16 protein-coding genes and 3 pseudogenes are annotated in these 18,235 nt (G+C 61.5%); 4 read left to right on the forward strand and 15 right to left on the reverse strand.

All coding sequences use genetic code 11. The features are described 5' to 3' along the window. Both BFD71_RS00005 and BFD71_RS00010 read left to right on the forward strand, forming a co-directional pair. Positions 1–382: c-type cytochrome (locus BFD71_RS00005; protein ID WP_141710532.1), on the forward strand; the 382-nt coding region annotated here is incomplete at its 5' end. 124 nt (positions 383–506) lie between these two features. Then, positions 507–1,700 (forward strand): annotated as a pseudogene (locus BFD71_RS00010) (porin). Between the two features lie 109 nt (positions 1,701–1,809). On the opposite strand, the pseudogene BFD71_RS00015 reads toward BFD71_RS00010, so the two are convergent. From BFD71_RS00015 to BFD71_RS00060, 11 genes and pseudogenes are all read right to left on the reverse strand, one after another. Beyond that, positions 1,810–2,199: pseudogene (locus tag BFD71_RS00015) on the reverse strand (IS110 family transposase); the annotation flags it as partial. A 181-nt stretch (positions 2,200–2,380) separates the two neighbouring features. After that, positions 2,381–2,452, reverse strand: a pseudogene (locus BFD71_RS42760) (adenylate/guanylate cyclase domain-containing protein); the annotation flags it as partial. Positions 2,453–2,553: 101 nt separating this feature from the next. Next, positions 2,554–3,759 carry an alginate lyase family protein gene (locus tag BFD71_RS00020; RefSeq protein WP_083244963.1) on the reverse strand — a complete coding sequence of 402 codons (1,206 nt, stop codon included), beginning with the start codon at positions 3,757–3,759 and terminating at the stop codon, positions 2,554–2,556. 595 nt (positions 3,760–4,354) lie between these two features. Further along, on the reverse strand, positions 4,355–4,693 hold the full coding sequence (locus BFD71_RS00025; RefSeq protein ID WP_069261822.1) for an L-rhamnose mutarotase: 339 nt from the start codon (positions 4,691–4,693) through the stop codon (positions 4,355–4,357). Positions 4,694–4,900: 207 nt separating this feature from the next. Continuing rightward, the gene (locus BFD71_RS00030; RefSeq protein WP_069261263.1) at positions 4,901–6,427 is read right to left on the reverse strand and encodes a UxaA family hydrolase; all 1,527 of its coding nucleotides are present in this window, start codon (positions 6,425–6,427) and stop codon (positions 4,901–4,903) included. Continuing rightward, positions 6,424–7,584: a D-mannonate oxidoreductase gene (locus BFD71_RS00035; RefSeq protein ID WP_069261264.1), complete on the reverse strand. Its 1,161-nt coding sequence runs from the start codon at positions 7,582–7,584 to the stop codon at positions 6,424–6,426. Before BFD71_RS00035 ends, BFD71_RS00030 begins: the two co-directional genes overlap by 4 nt. A 31-nt stretch (positions 7,585–7,615) precedes the next feature. Next, a complete protein-coding gene (locus tag BFD71_RS00040; RefSeq protein WP_069261265.1) occupies positions 7,616–8,626 on the reverse strand; it encodes a zinc-binding alcohol dehydrogenase family protein in 1,011 nt (336 codons plus the stop codon). A 114-nt stretch (positions 8,627–8,740) separates the two neighbouring features. Further along, positions 8,741–9,757: an aldo/keto reductase gene (locus BFD71_RS00045; RefSeq protein WP_069261266.1), complete on the reverse strand. Its 1,017-nt coding sequence runs from the start codon at positions 9,755–9,757 to the stop codon at positions 8,741–8,743. Between the two features lie 82 nt (positions 9,758–9,839). Next, entirely contained in the window at positions 9,840–10,787 is a 948-nt protein-coding gene (locus tag BFD71_RS00050) for an ABC transporter substrate-binding protein (RefSeq protein ID WP_069261267.1), read from the reverse strand. Between the two features lie 53 nt (positions 10,788–10,840). Beyond that, entirely contained in the window at positions 10,841–11,872 is a 1,032-nt protein-coding gene (locus BFD71_RS00055) for an ABC transporter permease (RefSeq protein ID WP_069261268.1), read from the reverse strand. After that, entirely contained in the window at positions 11,865–13,415 is a 1,551-nt protein-coding gene (locus tag BFD71_RS00060; protein WP_069261269.1) for a sugar ABC transporter ATP-binding protein, read from the reverse strand. The genes BFD71_RS00055 and BFD71_RS00060 overlap by 8 nt, the downstream gene beginning before the upstream one ends. 231 nt (positions 13,416–13,646) lie before the next feature. Between BFD71_RS00060 and BFD71_RS00065 the strand changes: the two genes are divergently transcribed. Next, positions 13,647–14,372, forward strand: a complete 726-nt coding sequence (locus BFD71_RS00065; RefSeq protein ID WP_069261270.1) for a FadR/GntR family transcriptional regulator — start codon at positions 13,647–13,649, stop codon at positions 14,370–14,372. Further along, the gene (locus tag BFD71_RS41240) at positions 14,369–14,515 is read left to right on the forward strand and encodes a hypothetical protein (RefSeq protein WP_176732800.1); all 147 of its coding nucleotides are present in this window, start codon (positions 14,369–14,371) and stop codon (positions 14,513–14,515) included. Before BFD71_RS00065 ends, BFD71_RS41240 begins: the two co-directional genes overlap by 4 nt. A gap of 211 nt (positions 14,516–14,726) precedes the next feature. Here the strand turns inward: BFD71_RS41240 and BFD71_RS00070 are convergent, their stop codons facing one another. The 4 genes from BFD71_RS00070 to BFD71_RS40220 form a co-directional block, all read right to left on the reverse strand. After that, positions 14,727–15,512, reverse strand: a complete 786-nt coding sequence (locus BFD71_RS00070; protein WP_256094431.1) for an ABC transporter ATP-binding protein — start codon at positions 15,510–15,512, stop codon at positions 14,727–14,729. Further along, positions 15,509–16,420: an ABC transporter permease gene (locus BFD71_RS00075; RefSeq protein WP_083244964.1), complete on the reverse strand. Its 912-nt coding sequence runs from the start codon at positions 16,418–16,420 to the stop codon at positions 15,509–15,511. Before BFD71_RS00075 ends, BFD71_RS00070 begins: the two co-directional genes overlap by 4 nt. 17 nt (positions 16,421–16,437) lie before the next feature. After that, positions 16,438–17,376 (reverse strand): aliphatic sulfonate ABC transporter substrate-binding protein, encoded by a 939-nt coding sequence (locus BFD71_RS00080; RefSeq protein WP_069261823.1) that lies wholly within the window; start codon positions 17,374–17,376, stop codon positions 16,438–16,440. A 470-nt stretch (positions 17,377–17,846) separates the two neighbouring features. Beyond that, entirely contained in the window at positions 17,847–18,158 is a 312-nt protein-coding gene (locus BFD71_RS40220) for a hypothetical protein (protein WP_141710533.1), read from the reverse strand. Positions 18,159–18,235 lie beyond the last annotated feature (77 nt).

The raw sequence follows: 18,235 nt of genomic DNA on the forward strand, positions 1-18,235 counted from the left end.
CGGCGACGCGAGCGCACGCGGCGCAGCGGTCTATCGCGACAACTGCATGGCCTGCCACCGCAGCGACGGACGCGGCTACACGCGCGTGTTCCCGGCGCTCGGCGGCAACCCGGTCGTGCAGGGCAAGGACCCCACTTCGCTGATTCACGTGCTGCTCGCAGGCAGCGCGCTCGAAGGCACGCAATCCGCGCCCTCGTCGTTCACGATGCCGCCGTTCGGCTGGCGTCTGTCCGACCAGGAAGTGGCCGACGTGTCCACCTTCGTGCGTGCGAGCTGGGGCAACACCGGCGCGCCAGTGCGTGCCGAAGACGTCGCGAAGGTCCGCAAGACCATCACCGTGAGCACGCCGGAGCTGCCGCCGGGCGCCTCGCTCAAACACTAACGCTAACGCCAACGGGGTAACTCGCTGGCGCTTTCAATCGCGCTTTCGTCCAGCGCCTGCCGCGGGCCGACTCGGCCGTTCCACTTATGTAACGGTCCATTGTTAATTGTCGAGATAGCACATGATGAAAAAGCATCTGATTTCTACACCAATTCTCTTGTCGCTAGCAGGAACAGCGGCGGCGCAAAGCTCCGTCGCGCTCTACGGCATCGTCGATGCAGGTATTACCTACCGCAGCAACGAACGCACCGGCAGCACCGGCGCGGGCCAGGGCCATTCAAATGCGGCAGTGACGAGCGGGAATCTCTCAGGCAGCCGCTGGGGACTCAGGGGCAAGGAAGAACTCGGCAACGGGCTCGCCGCGATCTTCGTGCTCGAAGACGGTTTCGACATCACCAACGGCACCGAGGGTCAGGGCGGCCGCCTGTTTGGCCGTCAGGCGTTCGTTGGCCTCGCCGACACGCAGTACGGCTCGCTCACGATGGGCCGCCAGTACACCTCGCTCGACGACTTCGTCGGGCCGGTCGCTCCGGTCAGCGCGATCGGTGGCTTCGGCGCGCATCCGGGCGATATCGACGATCTCGACCAGACCACGCGCGTCGACAATTCGATCAAGTACACGAGCAAGAAGTATGCGGGCTTCACGTTCGGCGCGCTGTACGGCTTCGGCGGCCAGGCCGGCAGCCTCAAGAGCCAGAACACATGGAGCGTGGGCGGCAGCTATGCGCACGGCCCTCTGCAAGTGGGCGTGGGTTACGAGCACTCGGATAACAGCAAGACTGGCCCCAAAGACCCGACATCCGGCAAGTGGTAAGGCACCTATGACGGAACATTCAATTCGTCGATCAACGAAGGCTTCGCGAGCGCGCAGTCGCAGCAAGTCGTGGCTGCTGGCGCGACCTGGGACTTCGGCCCGGCGATCGTGGGCGCGAACTACAGCAACGTACAATACAAGGCCGGTGCGAACTCGCTCTATTCGGGAACTGCGACGTTCAATATTGCCGGCCTTTTCGGCATGTGGAAAGTGCAACCTCACATACATCTGTTCGCAGGCTATAGCTACACGCGCGGCGGCCATGTGGACGGCATCGAAGACGAGGCGCAATACCACAACGTCTCACTGGGCGCGCTGTATGACCTCTCGAAGCGCTCGACGGTGTATCTGCTAGCCGGCTACCAGCACGCTTCGGGCATGACGCTCGATGCACTCGGTAAACCAGTAGCGGCCACGGCTTCGGTCTCGGACAAGGGCGACGGCCACTCGGCGGCGACGCAGTCGCAGGCGATTGTGAGCTTTGGATTTCGTGAACGGTTCTAGGCGTTCGCATGTCCACCATGGGTGCCGGATGGACAATGAGTACGTTTGCGAAATCTCGCCGATTATCCCTAGCCGGCATCAGCGACGCAAGACGGCGGATTCAACCGGTCAACCCCACGCCTGGGATTGCCGCGATTGCCTTAGCTGCTTGATCGTTCTTCATCCACTCCCGAAGCCGCCGCTCGATCTGACCGATCTGCTTGTCGATCGCATCCAGACCTCTCCATTGCTCTCCCAGCGTGTCGATCAACATTGCGGGGAGGCGTCCTGACAACCTTTCCAGAATTGCGACTATTGCCTTGTCGAGCGCTACCCTACCGCATCCCATCACTTCGCCATACTTGCTCAACAGCCCGCGAAGACTGTTGATCTGCATCGTGCGGAATTTCACGAGTTGCTGACGCATACGATGCAGCGCAAGCACGGCCTGCTGGGCTTCGGTTTTTACGGCAACGGCCTTGCAGTCCACATGGGTGGCCATCCAGATCGCACGCGCGTCGGTATGCGCCATGACAGATCACCTTCGATTGGCCGAGTGAACCAGTATGATCAGCCTGAATCTCAGATCGATAGCTATTTGCTGCCAGCATCAAGCCGATCACGCGAGGCCTACGGCTAGGTGTGGGCGTTCATATCATTCAAATAGGCGAGCCGCTCTCAGATTGTCCCCGACCGTTCGCTTAGCCGGAACGCTTTCGCCTGCCGATGACACCGGCGACCACGGGTCCGCTATTGATGCCAATACGCAATTGGAGGCCCTAGCCATCATCTGGACTAATCTTTGGGCACACCCAAGTGGGACAAACCCGGAAAATTCACGCTAGATCTGATCCGGGAAACGCAAGCGGATCACTTACTTGAGGGTGTACGTCAACGTGCCGTACCCAAGTTGGTCGAAGCCGCCGCTGGTCGAGCCGTAGTCGCCACCGCCGCCTTCCGGACGCACCCGCTGCGCGTGTTCGGCAACGCCCGGCGCCTTGAGTTTCTTCAACACCACGTAGTGGTTGTAGAGCAACTCCCAGATTGGCCGCGTATTGCCTCTCGATGCAGGCGAAATCACGAGCTGTGTCGCGAGACTGTCGGAATACAGGGTGTAAGGCACTTCATGTCCCAGGTTGTATTGGGCAGCGTATTCGGCTCCCTTCAGCAGACGATCGTGGTCGTATCCGAACAGATCGTCTCCCTGATTCCAGGCCATCTGACAGAACGCGCCCGCCAATGCGATGTCGAGCATGGTGTGTCCCTGGTCGCGGCCGCTTTCCTGAACCTGACCGAGCCCGTTCGGATACAACTTCCAGACGAGGTGTTCGATGGAACCGTTGCCTGCGCCGTGCTTGAAATACTCGACCGCTTCGGAATAGATGTCCCGACGGTCGGTGAGCACGCCGATCGCCAGCATCGATGTCATGTTGGCAAGATCCCAGTTCGCCCAGTAGTGATCGACCTTCGTGCCGTTGTGACGGGTCAGGAAGTCCTGGTTCATCGGATAGAACACAGTAATCATCATCGACTGGAAGCGATGAAAATCTGCCGCTTGCCATTGCGGCGACGTGCGCAGGATTTCCGCGGCGTTAGCCAGTTCGTAGCCGTAGATCCCGGAGGCGAGGAACTTGTCCGAACTCCCCTCGATCTTCCTCAGGCTATGCGACCAGGCATTCAGGATGGCGATGGCCTTGCCGGCATAGGCATCGTCGCCCGAGACTTTCCAGCGCAGCGCGAGCGCATAGGCCGCTGCTGCATCGTTGAACAAAGACGAATAATTCTGCGCATGCTCGGGATCCTCGCCGCGATAGATCGCATCCTGGGGACTTGCCTTCCAGTCCAGCGACGCGTGACGATTGGCGATCAAGCGCTGCCAACCTTGCAGCCATGGCTGCTTTCCCTGCGCCACGTTGACTCGCATGCGCTGAAAGTCCTGTTCACTGTGCAGCAGGCCCGGATGTGCGAACGGCTTCGTCTCGATACCAGTCGTTGTTTGCACGGCCACCACAGTGTGCTTCGCGTCTCCGCTAGCGTCGTGGTTAACCGGTTGAGAGACGCAGGCCGCGAGGATGTTCATGGCGCCGATTGATGCGATGAGTATCGATTTTCTGGACATCAGCAGAGGAAGCTCAAGTCTTGAATGAATGGCTACCCCCGCTTTGTTGCGAAGGCTGAACCCGTACTCAATCAACGAGAATTCGAGAAAAGCGTTGACACTGTCGGAACACGAAGCACAAACAAGCGAGGCGTCACGACGTCCGGCCGTCGGGCAATCGATAATCCACGGGGCCGCGTGGCACGGCCTTACTGCGTTTGGATGCGCTCCAAAACGTTTGTGTTTCGCACACTGGACTGAGGTCAGTCGACGCATCGTTCCCAAGGCCTGCATGAGGTTGGAATTACAGGCAGCCTTGACGGTGCAGCCAGAGTCCCTCCTCTCCGATCCACATCTGAATCAGCACAGGTAAGAGAGGTCGGCTGACGCGGTAGCATGGGGAATCGCAAAGAACGCGGCACGCACATGCGTAACGCTGGATCGGAAAGTCAAGCCTTTGAACATACCGTTCCCCCGTCGTACGCGCCTCACCGTTTGTCCACGGCATGTTCACTGTCCTCGATGAGCCTGATTTATTCCTTCTTATTCCTTCGCCGCGCCACGTTCTCCGGCGATTCTATTGCTGTGCCAGGTCGAATATCCGGCTCATCGCGATCCACTTCTGTCCGGACGGCGTCCACGGTGTGGGCGCCTGAAACTGCCACATCAACGTCTCCCACCGCTGGACCACGGGGTTATTTTGAGCAGCAGTCGCCATCCTGGCAGCGTCATATATTGCGTCGTCTGTTTCCATCACCATGAGCAATCGGGTTCCCAGACGGTAAATCTCCATGTCCAGAACGCCTTGGTCTCGTATGTGCCGGATCACTTCCGGCCAAACCTGGCGGTGAAGTTCTTCATAACGGGTAATAAGCTCAGGATCTTCTTTCAGGTCCAGGGCGAAGCAGTAACGCACGATCACTCCTGTTTTAAGTGCCGCAGTCATTCAGCTGGGATCACGCCTTGCGTGGCTTGCTGCCGCATGGCGTTCCATGCATGCCGTCAAATGAATCGCTAACCTCATCTCTCACAGTCGCATTGCTAAGCGCTGCGCTAACGCCGAATCGCCGTAAGAGGTGAAGTCCATCTCCGCTCCCCGCATACCATACCCGGGCATCGCCCGTTACATGATCGCTCCCCGCAGCCAGGGAACGAACTCGCGATCACCGATTCCGTTTTCCTCGCTGCGCGTTCGCCTTCCCGATGCGACCTCCAGAATGAACTGGAACAGTTGCATCCCTGCTTCCTCGACGCTCAGACGACCGTCGACGATGTCGCCGCTGTTGAAGTCCATGTCCGGGCGCATTCGCTCGAACAGATGCGTAGTGGTTGCGATCTTGATGGTGGGAGCCGGCCTGGAACCGAAGACCGAGCCGCGTCCAGTCGTAAAGCAGATCAGGTTGGCCCCTCCCGCTATCTGCCCCGTAGCCGACACCGGGTCGTAGCCCGGCGTGTCCATGAATACGAGGCCGCTTTCAGATACCGGCTCTGCGTAGTCGTAGACCGCGTTCAGTACGGTGCCGCCTGCTTTCGAGACTGCTCCCAGTGACTTTTCAAGAATCGTTGTGATGCCACCTGCCTTGTTGCCGGGCGACGGGTTGTTGTTCATTTCGCCGCCATTTTCTGCCGCGTAGCGTTCCCACCACCGCAATTTTGCGAGCAGACGCGCGGCGACGTCATCCGACGCTGCCCGTGCCGTCAGCAGATGCTCTGCCCCGTAAATCTCCGGCGTCTCCGACAGGATCGCGGTGCCGCCATTGCGTGCGATCAGGTCGACCGCCACGCCGAGCGCGGGATTGGCGGTGATTCCCGAGTACCCGTCCGAACCGCCGCACTGCAGCCCGATTTTTAGCCGCGCCACAGGTACTGTTGTGCGCACGGCCCGATCTGCCAATTCGAGCAGTTCGTGTACGATCGCGGCTCCCCGCGTCACCGCCTCGCGGACACCGCCTGCGTCCTGGATGACGAGCGTTCTGATCGACCCGTCATGGCCCGCTCGCAACGATGCCGCGAGATCCTCGACCTGATTGACCTCACAACCCAGTCCGACAAACAGCACGGCCGCGAAATTGGGATTTCGCGCATAACCGGCCAGTGTCCGACGCAATATCGCGATTCCGTCACCGGAGGCCGACATCCCGCATCCGCTCTGGTGCGTAATCGCGACAACACCGTCCACGTTTCCGAAGGCCTCCATGGCTGCCCCCCGGAACGCATCCGCTATCGCATGACAAACACTGGCCGAGCAGTTGACGCTCGCGATAACGCCGATGTAATTGCGCGTTCCTACCTGACCGTCCGGCCGCACGAATCCCTGAAACGTGTCGGAGCGGTCGATCTCTGCAGCCCGAAGCGCCGTTTCGTGGCCCGACTGCCCACTCCCATGACGTTCAGGCATGGCGACGTTGTGTACGTGAACGTGTTCGCCCGCAGCGATGTCGCATAGCGCAACGCCAATCGTCTGCTGATACTTTGTCACGGACGCGCCGCGGGCGATGTGCCGTATCGCCACCTTGTGACCGGCTGGCACGGGCGTCAAGACCTGAACCTGCTGCCCATTCGTATCGATCTGCGTGCCTGCATCCAGCGCGCGAAGCGCAACTGCAACGTTGTCTTCACGGTGAAGCACCAGAAACGTCTCCGCGTTCATGATGCGTGCCTCCCTTCTATAGCGTCCAGGCGGTTCTGCGCGGCCAGCATGCTTCGCAAGCGCGGCTGTGTAGACGTAAGCGACAACGAATCCGCGAGTTCGATCAACGGCTTTATTCGCCGTCTGACCTTTTCTCCGTGATTGGTCGCAATGTCCGCGATACGATGAGCCAACCAGGGATTGAGCAGCCGGTCGCGCACATTTTCGATGTAGCGCGCCGCGGCACTGTGCAGGCCCAATGCGTCGAACACCGGCAAGACCTCCTCGTGCCAGACTCCCTCGATACCGTCCCGAAGTCGGGGATCGCTCATCGCCACCAGCACCGTTTCATTCGACGGGCGGCGCTCGTTGATCCACCGATCGGCGAGCCAGCTGTGGCCGAGATTGAGAAAGAAGAGCTTCAGACGCTCATGGGTACGCAGGTCGTCTGTCACGACAATCTGCTCGTGCACACATGGCAACTCCATGCCTGTACGCCGCTCGATGGCCCATAGCGCATACGGTTCCGCGATCGCGCCGACCGGGTCGATCGGCTCGGACACGATCCGGTCGACCAGTGAGTTTACCCAGACGCAGCTATGCTGCAGATACCCGATAAAGGTCGCCGGCATTCCCCATCGCCGTGCCACGCCGAGCACGATATCGCGAAGCGTGTTGCCATTGTTCTCGACAAGTTCGCAGGGAAAGATCGACACACCATCATCGGGACGCACCTGCCAACGTGCATGCAGGAGAACCATCAGCTTCACCGGAAAGCTGTGCGGCACCTGTTCGTCGCCAACAAGCATGTCCGCCGAATCCCGGTCGTCAAGCCGGTAACCGGCATCGCCCGTGTTCGAGACAATGACCCGCACCTCCTCGATCATGACGCGACGAATGTCTGCCCAGTCAAGATCGGCGACCCACGCCTTCTGGACGGCGTGGCAATCGACGACGCGATCGACCGCCACACTGCCTTCCCTGCCCCGAATGCGGACGGGATAACTGCGTGTATGCGCAAGTGCGGCAACTCGCGCTCGGCTCGACGGATTGCCCGTGGTCTGGACAACGGCGATTGCGCCAATCGCGTCGCCGCGCTCAAGGGCCTGCGATACGAAAAAAGCGACATGGGCCAGCAGAAACCGGCTGGTGCCAAACTGAAGAATGGGTGTGCTCATGCTGCCTGTCCTGATTGTTTCGCCGTGCAATTCAACATTCGACCAACGCCTTGACAACGGTCTGCCCGGGTTCCAGCAATCGCGGAAATGCGTCGGGCACCTCGTCAAGGCGCATGCGGTGCGTATTCAACGCCTGGTCAGGAATGCGGCCCGCACGCATCGCCTCCAGCACGGTTTCGAAGTCGCTGGCGGTAGCGTTGCGGCTTGCAAGCAACGTGGTCTCGCGCTTATGAAATTCCGGGTCGGAGAATGTCACCTGACCCGGCACGATCGAGATGAGGGTGTATTTCCCGCCATGCGCGACGAAGGCGAAGCCGCGGTTCATCGCGTCGATGTTGCCGGTCGCGTCAAAGACCACATCAAAAAACTCGCCATGCGTGAGCGATGCGAGTTGCGCCACGTCGTCCGGCCCCACCGCGACCGTTGCATCGACGCCCAGATGCGTCGTGCAGAATTCAAGGCGGTCCGCGCGCGTGTCCAGACAAACGACCGTGGCACCGCGCAGCCTGGCAAAGATCATCGCCGCCATGCCAATCGGGCCAGCCCCAACCACCAGCACCCGTTGACCGGGCGACACATCGGCACGCCGCACGGCATGTGCGCCGATGGCAAGAAATTCGAGCATGGCCGCCTGATCGAGCGACACCCCTTGCGCCTTGTGCACGAACTGCGCAGGCACGCTGAGATACTCGGTCAGTGCGCCATCGCGATGCACACCCAGCACCTGGATGTTGACGCAGCAGTTCGTCTTGCCTTGACGGCATGCGACGCAGTGTCCACACGACAGATAGGGCATGACGTAGACGCCGTCGCCAGCCGCGAACCCCGAGTCAGGTTCCGCCTCGACGACCACTGCGGACAGCTCATGACCCATTACGCGCGGGTATTGGAGGTAGGGTTGACTGCCGGTAAAAATATGCAGATCGGTACCGCAAATCCCGACACGGCTGACCCGCATCAGTACTTCGCCGTCACCCCGCGCGGGCAGATCACGCTCCTCGGCGCGCAGTACCCCGGGTGATTCGCAGATCACGCTAAGCATGTTGATATCCTCACGATCAGGTCAGGTATGGTGGCTCGGTGTGCACCGATAGATCGCATCCAGGTCGCGTGGAGGCCAGTGGCCGGCACGTGCTTTGTGCGTCGACGCGCGGCGTCATTGACGACTCCCGGGAACCGGCGCATCTGGGACGATCAGCCCTTCCTGGCCAAGCGCGCCCCAGAAGTCCGCCGGCACGGGTTGTTCGAGCCACGTGATGTTCTGCTGCAGCTGCGAAACACTACGCGCACCGATCACGCAGGAAACGACAGCGTCATGCGCGAATGGAAACTGCAGCGCCGCCGCAGGAAGTGGAACATTGAAGCGCTCACATAGAGCGGAAAGGCGACGCACCTTCCCGACGACTTCGGCTGGCGCATCCGAATAGTTGAACTTGCCGTTGCCAGCGAGTACGCCGGAATTGAATACCCCGCCCACGACGACGCCTGTGCCAACGCGGGCGCAGCGATCGAGCAGCGGCTCCAGCGCGCCCTGTTCGAGCAGGGTGTACCGGCCGGCCAGCAGAATGACGTCGAGCGGCGCTTCGTTCAAAGCATCAACGGCGACTTCCCACTCGTTGACGCCAAGGCCGACTGCGCGGACTTCGCCGCCTGCGCGTAGCTCCTCGAGCGCGCGAAACCCACCGCCGGCCGTAAGTTGGCTCCAGTAGTGCGTATGTCGATCGCCGTGAGTCAGACTGCCGATGTCATGGACATACAGGATATCGATTTGCGCGAGGCCGAGGCGTTGCTGGCTGTCTTCGTACGAGCGCATGATGCCCTCGTAGCTGTAGTCAAACACGGGACGAAACGGCAGCGGTTCGGCCCAGCCATCGTCACCGGGCTCGACACCGCCATCGGGGCGCATCAAACGGCCCACTTTCGTGCTCAATGTGAAAGCGTTGCGCTGACGCGCCGCGAGTGCCTGCCCGACGCGCCGTTCGGAGAGTGTATAGCCGTAATACGGCGCGGTATCGAAGTAGCGTAGGCCTGCGGACCAGGCGGCGTCGACCAATGCGTAGGCATCGGTGGCCGGCATGGCACGGTAGAGCCCGCCAAGCTGGGAGCAGCCAAGGCCAAGCCTGGTCAGTTCGAGGCCGCTGCGCGGTAAGGCGCGTTTTTCGGAAGCGTTCATAAACCGGGGAGGCAGGTGTCAGGGGAATACCGTGAAGGCTCCCTGCGACGGGCCAAATGGCTTCGTCGCAGATCGGCCACCATCAGTAGAGGACGTTCTTCGCTTCCTGAGAGTCGAGGTTCGGTTTGTCGACCATGACGACACCGGTATCGACCAGCTTCGCGACAGGCTTGTGTTCGATGACGCCGACCACCGTCTGGATTCCCTTGTTCCCCATCTGCCACGACCCCTGAACGGCAATCGCCTGGATGGTGCCGTCGCGAACGAAGCCTTGCAGATCCTCATTGCCATCGAAACCGACCGCCACCAGCTTGCCAGCCTTGCCTGCCTGCTTGAGCGCGCGTCCCATGCCGACCGCGGTCGGTTCGTTCGCGCCGAAGATGCCCTTCAGATCCGGATTCGCGGACAGCACATCGGTCGTCTGGTTCAGCGCTGTCGCCATCTGCGACTGCGAGTAGTAAGGTCCGACAATCTGCAGCTTCGAATGGGCCGCGATGTATCTACGGAAGCCGCCTACCCGGCCAACTTCCGATCCGGCGCCGGGCACGTACGACATGACTGCAATTTTGCCCGTCTGTCCTACGCGAGCGATCAATGCCTGGGCACATAGTTCGCCCGCCTTCTCGTTGTCGGTCGAGAGGAACGATTGGTAATACGGTTTGCCTGAGTCCGAGATTGCCGAGTCGATCAGCACCACCGGGATATGTGCTTCCCAGGCTTTCTTGATGGCAGGCACGAGAGCGTCAGGATCGGAAGGCGCCAGCACGATACCTGCCACGTGCCGGTTGACCGCGTTCTCGACCATGTTTACCTCGTCGGCGATGTCCGACTCGGCGGCCGGCCCCTGGAAGGTCATCGTATAGCCCTTCGTTTCGGCAAGCGCCGCGTTCGCACCCTTCTGCACGTTCTGCCAGTAGTTCGAGTTGACCGTCTTGACGATCACGGCGATCTCGCCGCCTGCAGCATATGCGCCGGTACTGAACGCTGCACACAACATCGCCGATACCGTCAGCAGGGAAAGCTTTCGCATGTCTCGCTCCTCTCTTGTGGTTGAACTTCGTATGGTGGTTGAACTACGTGTGATTACCGCTTGCGATTTCGCAACTGGTCGATCCAGACAGTGCCGAGAATGACGACGCCGATGATGATCTGCTGGATGAAACTCGATACGCCGTTCATGTTGAGTCCGTTGCGCAGGACACCGATGACGAACGACCCGATTGCCGTTCCCGAGATCGTCCCCACACCGCCCATCAGCGAAGTGCCGCCGATGACCGAACTGGCAATCGCGTCGAGCTCATACATGACACCCTCGTTGGGTTGCCCGGTGACGAGTCGGGACATCAACACACAGCCCGTCACCCCAGCCATGGCGCCGGAGAGGACGTACGTGAAAAGCGTCACGCCTTGAACGTTCACGCCGGAAAGCCGCGCTGCTTCCGCGTTCGAGCCCACCGCGTATATGTGGCGGCCAAGCGAGGTCTTTGACAGCAACACCGAGACTGCGACGAACAGGACGATCATGATGACGACTGGATAAGGGATACCCGGAAACGTTGTGTCCGGAAATCCGTCTGCGCCAATATGGGAGACGCGAAACAGCGCCCCGTTTCCGAGTGCTCCAAACGCGTCGCCCAGATCTGAAACCGGGCGCGCGCCGGTGATCTGCAGCGCCAGACCCCGCGCGACGAGCATCATGCCCAGTGTCGCAATGAACGGCGGCAACCCCATACGTGTCACGCAGATTCCGTTGACGGTCCCGCACAGCGCGCCGACCAGTACCCCGCACAGCATCGCAACCGGCACGGGCGCGCCAGACTTTGTCAGTAGTGCTGCGGAAACTCCCGCGAGCGCAAGAACGGAGCCGACCGAGAGGTCGATGCCGCCGGTGATGATGACACACGTAGCCGCAACGCCGAGGTAGGCGATGGACGTCACCTGCAGGCAGACGGTCATCAGATTGCCGACCGAGAAGAATGCCGAACTCGTTACAGAAAATGCCGCCAGGAGCACGATCAGGCTGCCCAATGCAGCAAACTTCTGGATAAGGTCGCGGCGCCGTTGCTGGGCGGTCTGCCTCGCGGCCTGGGTCGAGTCTGATGTCATTTCAAGCATGGGTGCGCCCCGAAGCGTAGTGCATGATTTCCTCCTGACTGGTATGTGCGGTATTGAGAACCGCAGTCATGCAGCCCTCATGGAAGACGGCAATCCGATCCGTCATGCCGAGCAGTTCGGGCAACTCGGAACTGATCAGCACGACCCCGACGCCCTCTGCGGCAAGCCGGTCCATCAACCCGTAAATGGCGAACTTCGCGCCAACGTCGATACCGCGTGTCGGCTCGTCGAAAAAGAGGATCTTTGAGCCACGATAGAGCCACTTGCCGATCACGACCTTTTGCTGGTTGCCGCCGGAAAGATTGCGCACGATCTGATTGACCGATGGTGTCCGGATCGCCAGTTCCTTGACGTATCGTTCGGCGACCTGGTGTTCCTCCCGAAAGCGCAGGAAGCCCGTGCGTGACGCAATGGCGCGCACATTTGCCAGCGTGATGTTCGCGGCAACCGGCATCATCAGGGCGAGGCCCTCCCTCTTCCGGTCTTCGGACAGATAGGCGAGCCCGTGCCGGATGGCCTCTCTCGGTGAGCGGATGCTCACCGGCTGACCATGAAGCGTGATCGTTCCACTATCCAGCCTGTCAGCGCCGAAGATTGCGCGCGCAACCTCGGTGCGGCCAGCGCCCATGAGGCCGGAAAATCCGAGAATCTCGCCTCTGCGCAGCTCGAAAGAAACAGGGCCGAACACACCGTTGCGGTGCAGATCCTTCACGCTCAGCAGCACCTCTTCGGCAGGAGAAGATTGTCTGGCCGGATAGGCGTCCTCGAGCGAGCGACCGACCATGCGCGCAACGATATCGTTGACGCTCAGCGCAGCGAAGTCATCGGTCGAGATGTGGCGGCCATCGCGCAGAACCGTGACGCGATCGACAATGTGCGCCATCTCGTCGAGCCGATGCGAGATGTAGAGAATCGCCACGCCTTCGGCGCGCAGTTCCTTGATGATCCGGAAAAGCTGGACTGTTTCCGATTCCGTGAGGGACGACGTGGGCTCGTCCATGATCAGTACCTGAGCGTTGAGCGAAAGCGCCTTGGCGATTTCGACCATCTGCTGCTGCGCGATCGAGAGCGTCCCGACCAGCGTCGTGGGCGCCACATCCAGCCCGATGCGTGCAAGACAACGCGTTGCATCCGCGTTGAGCCTGCGCGTGTCGACGAAGGGCCCGCGTTTAGGCTCCCGCGCCAGATAGAGGTTTTCCGCCACGCTCAGATGCGGCACCAGGTTCAGTTCCTGATGGATGATCGCGATGCCTGCGGTCTGCGCTTCGGAAGTCGAGAGGAACTGCACGGCCTCGCCGCGATAGCGGATCAGACCGACGTCCGGTCGGTATTGCCCGCTGATGATCTTCATCAACGTGGACTTGCCCGCCCCGTTTTCGCCGCAAATGGCGTGGACCTCTCCGCAGCGCAGATCGAGGTTGATGCCATCGAGCGCGATCACACCCGGGAAGCGCTTTCCGATCCCTTCGAGGCGAAGGATCTCGTCATTCGGTGGCTTATGGAGTTCTGCATCCAGGCTGGGCAGCCCGTTGGGCGCGCTCATCTCGTCTCCTTTGACACGGCCGACCTGGCTTCGCGCTGGTCAGTCCAATTGAGACGGATTAGACGGCAAACTCAGTTATTGGTCAAGCCAATATGATTTTTATTAACTGGCCTTACCCATAAGGAAAACCCTGGGACGGGCGCAAACGCTTGTCCCACGGTACTTCAGCCGAAATGCTAGACTCTATGAGCCGTTCAACTTGTCGGCAACTGGCAGGCACCGAACCTCATCGTGAAATCAACCGAACCCAAGCGGCTTTACCAATCCATTGCTACCCAGATCCTCACATTGATTCGTCAGGGTGAATTCCCGGCGGGCGAGCGCCTGCCGCCGGAGCGGGAACTCGCCATCAAGCTAGGCGTCTCGCGGCCCTCCCTACGTGAGGCGCTTATTGCGCTGGAGATCGGTGGAAAGGTCGAGATCCGTGTCGGATCCGGTGTCTACGTGCGTGAGACAGGTATCGATGATGAGAGCGCGGTGGGATCGCTCGGCGATAGCCCGTCCGAGTTGATGCAGGCGCGCGCTGCGATCGAAGGCAGCGTATCGGTGCTCGCCGCTGCGCGCATGACCGCCGCCACGCTCGATCGCCTGCGCCGCTCAATCGAGCGGATGCGCAGACTTGCAGCAGCGGGCAAATCCCCCGTTGAAGCGGACCGGCAATTCCACATGCTGATCGCGGAGGCGGCTGGTAACTCCGTACTGAGTCGTTTCGTCGGCGAACTCTTCGATAGCCGCCACGATCCGATCGCGGCCGCCATGCGCGGTCATACGGAAAGTCCTCAAACCTGGACCGAGGCAGTATGCGAGCACGAAGAAATCCTGAGGGCCCTGCAGGCCAGCGATCCCATCGCGGCGCAGACAGCGATGCGTGCTCATCTCAAGGCTTCCGGGGAGCGATGGATCAGCGGTGCGCTGAAAAAAGATTCCGGTACAGGGCAAGCAAGTGAAAATGCATGACGGGGCTCGGTACCCGCCAATTCGCTCGACTGCTCGACTTCACGCTGAAGATCGTCTGCATTAAGGGGAACCTGCGCAATGCCGTCGGCACCTACGGTCTCGCCATGACGCATGGCGCTGTCGAATATCGCGGAGGTCAATGACTCTTACGATCCGACGGGCAAATGTCGGTTCGTCAACCTCTGCCCAACCACCATCGAACGTTTCCTGAAGGGGCGCAGCCCGGTATTCGAGTAATCCGCGACCGCGTTCGGCCACCGCCACGAAGGTGCGCAGAAGTTCGAGATCCAGATTTTTCATTGCAGCGATGTCGCGCCAGACGCGCGCGTACGTGTGAGCGGAGGAAACGGTTCTTCACCGCACCAATGTCTCCAGCCCCTCGAACAGGATCCTGCGCCATGCCGAGCGGGCCGTGTCCTCGCGCCGGCGCGGACGCGGGCCGCCCACTTCAAAAATGCGGCTGGCAGGTCGTGTCCGTGCTCCACCGGCAGGCTCCAGCAAGACGATCCGATCGGCCAGATGCAGCGCCTCGTCGATATCGTGCGTGACGACGAGCGCGGCCGTTCGATGGGCATCCACGATGGCGAGCAGCAGGTCCTGAAGGCGCATACGCGTCATTGCGTCGACGGCGCTGAATGGTTCGTCGAGCAACAGCAGCTGCGGCTGCGTGAACAGGCCGCGTGCAATCGCCACGCGCTGGGCCATGCCTCCCGAGAGATGCTTCGGCCAGAGCGCACCGTCTTCGGGACGCAAGCCGACCTCTTCGAGCAGCGACTGCGCGCGTGCGAGCACGTCGCCGCGAGCGCGCTGCGGAAAGCACACGTTATCGCCCACGCGCAGCCATGGCAACAAGCGCGGCTCCTGAAAGATCACGCCCGCGAGCGGCGACGGCCCGCGTTGCACTTCGCCGTTGTACGAGACGGTGCCCGCGTAGTCGCGATCCAGCCCCGCCGCAATGCGCAGCAGCGTACTCTTGCCGCAGCCGCTCGGGCCGAGCAGCGCCACGATCTCGCCGGGCGCGAGCGTGAGCCGCAGGCTGTCGAGAATCGGCCGCTCGCCGTAGCGCTTCTGGCGGATGTCGATATCGACGAGGGGCGGATACGTCTCGCGCGCCGTGCTGGTCAACGAAGCCGCCATCATGTGCGCGCTCCCTCGACACTCGTGTCGCGCCAGGACAGCACGTGTGCCTCGAGCGCCTTCATTGCGCTGTCGGTCAACTTGCCGAGCAATCCCAGCAGGATGATGGCGCCAAACACGATATCGGGCCGGCCCGTCTCGCGCCCGTCGCTCAGGAGGTAGCCAAGCCCGCGCGTTGCGGCGATCAGCTCGGCCGCGACGACGAACATCCACGAGACCGCCAGCCCCGTGCGCAGCCCTGTGAAAATATGAGGCAGCGCGGCCGGGAGCAAAATGCGCACGAAGAAGCGCCACGAAGACAGCCGATAGACGGCACCGAGCTCGACGAGCTTGCGATCGACGTTTCGGACTCCAGAGAGCACGCTCAGATGCACCGGAAAGAATGCGCCAATCGCGACCAGCGTAATTTTTGGCGCCTCATCGATGCCCATCCAGAGCAGCAGCACGGGCACCCACGCAAGCGACGGAATCGCACGCAGCGCCTGAAAACTCGGATCGAGCAATGCGTCGAGCCGGCGGCTCAAGCCCATCGCCGCGCCGACGATTACCGCGAACAGCGCACCGCACGCGAACCCGGCCGCCACGCGCGCCGTGCTCTGCACGATGTGCTTCAACAGGGTTGCGCCGCCGAGCTGCCAGAGCGCCTGCGCGATCTCCGAAGGCGCGGGCACGAGATTGTCCGGCAGCACCTGCGCACGCACGAGCACTTCCACGACAAGCAGGAAGGCGACCGGCAGCAGCAAGCCCGCCATGCGCCAGGCGCGCGGCGCACGCTCTTGCGGGGCACCCGCTTCCCGCACCGGCGCGCTGGTGCGTTGCGTGTCGCCATACGCGGGAGCCTCAGTCCTTCGCCCCGCCGTAACCTCACCGGACTGCGCCAGCGAGCGTGCTGCCGCTTCTTCCACTGCCATGTCAGCCTGCCCGGTTATTAATGTTGCGCCGATGCCAGCGCCGGCTGCGCCGCCTGCGCGTCGATCAGCGATTCGATCACCTGGTTCAGATCGGTGCCCGACTTGACCAGTTGCTCCTGAACCAGGATCGGCGCGGCAGCTTCCAGCGCCTTGATCTGTTCCGCACCCGGCTGCGGGTGGCTGAAGTCGTTGCGGCTCAGTTGCAGCTTCGCGACCGCGAGCGACACCTTCGAGTCTTCGGAAACGATTTGCGCCGCCTCGTCGGGGTGCGCGCCAATCCATTCCCGCGCACGCTCATAGACCTTCAGCACGCGCGTGACGGTGTCCGGGTACTGTTTCAGGAACACTTCGCGCACGTTCAGGAAGCCCCACGTGTTGAAGCTGACATTGCGGTACAGCAGACGCGCGCCGTTGTCGACTTCCGCGGCGGCCATGTGGGGATCGAGCCCGGCCCACGCATCGACCTGACCGTTGATCAGCGCCGTGCGGCCATCCGGATGCTGAAGATTGACGATCTCGACGTCATCCTTCGTCAGGCCGACGGTATGCAGTGCGCGCAGCGTGAAGAGGTAGGGATCGGTGCCCTTCGTGGCGGCAATCTTCTTGCCCTTGAGGTCGGCGAGCGACTTCAGCGGCGAATCCTTGCGCACAACCAGCGCCGTCCACTCCGGGCGCGAGAAGATATACACGGTCTTGATCGGATTGCCGTTCGCCTTGCCGAGCACGGCCGCGAGGCCCGCGGTCGAGCCGATATCGATGGCGCCGCTGTTCAGATACTCCAGTGCGCGGTTGCTGCCGAGGCTCAGCACCCAGCGCACCTGCGTATGATCCGGCGCGAACTCCTGCTCGAGCCAGCCATTGCGTTTGATCACCAGACTTTCCGGCGAGTAGTACGCGTAGTCGATCTTGAGTTCCGCGGGTGCGGCGGCGGCCGCCCATGCCGGCGCGGCGATCATCGCGACCAGGCCGAGCAGCCACAGCGCGGCCGGCTTGCGCCAGGCGCGCAGCGACTGGCCGATATGCCGCCGCAGCGGCATCTTCGTCTTTTGATTCTGCATGTGCTTTCCCCTTTTTTAGCGTGTGGCGTGAGGGGCCGCGTGTGCCGCGGCATACTCATCGAACCTGCCAGCATAAAAAGCACTGCCGCGAAACGGAACCAAGAATCGGTCAGATCGAAAGAAGCGGAATGAATATCCCTGCGCGCCGCGCTGGACTGAGAAGGTCGGTTACTGATCGGCGGGAATCCAGCGAGCGCGCGCTGCGCGTCATCCGGACTCGCAACAAGGGCCGCGTACCGGTCATGCTGCTCGACGCATTCCCACGGAGCTCTCGTCGCTGCATCCGGATATGCCGCTAAATGCCGTCGTGCCGATCGAAGTCGACTCAACGGGGCGCTGGACCGCCGATGGTCCCCGCCCGGCTTGATTCATTGCGTCGACAGAGCAACCAGGGTCGTCGCGAACAGACGCGATGAGCCGTGTTCCCTGGCGGTTCTGCGCAATGCTGGTTGCGCGTGAGGCCGGAATCCGAACCGGCTGCCCGACAGCCCGCCTGAAGTCGCCTGAACGTTCGATTTGCCACCCTGGTTGTTCACTTCGCCGAGACCTGAATCGATGATCCCATACAGCATGACCGAGGTAGTCGTCAGATTGGCGTGGCGCGCAAACGCCTTTTTGGCCTGGCTACGGTTCGATCCTTTGGACTCGTCCCAGCGATCTGCGCCATTCGTACTAAGCACCGCAACATCCCCCTGATAACCTTAGCGGGATTTGTTCGTTTCCAGCGTCGTGTTGTTGTTTAAAGTCGTCGGATCGC

The organism is Paraburkholderia nodosa, from assembly GCF_001718195.1.
GTDB lineage: Bacteria > Pseudomonadota > Gammaproteobacteria > Burkholderiales > Burkholderiaceae > Paraburkholderia > Paraburkholderia nodosa_A.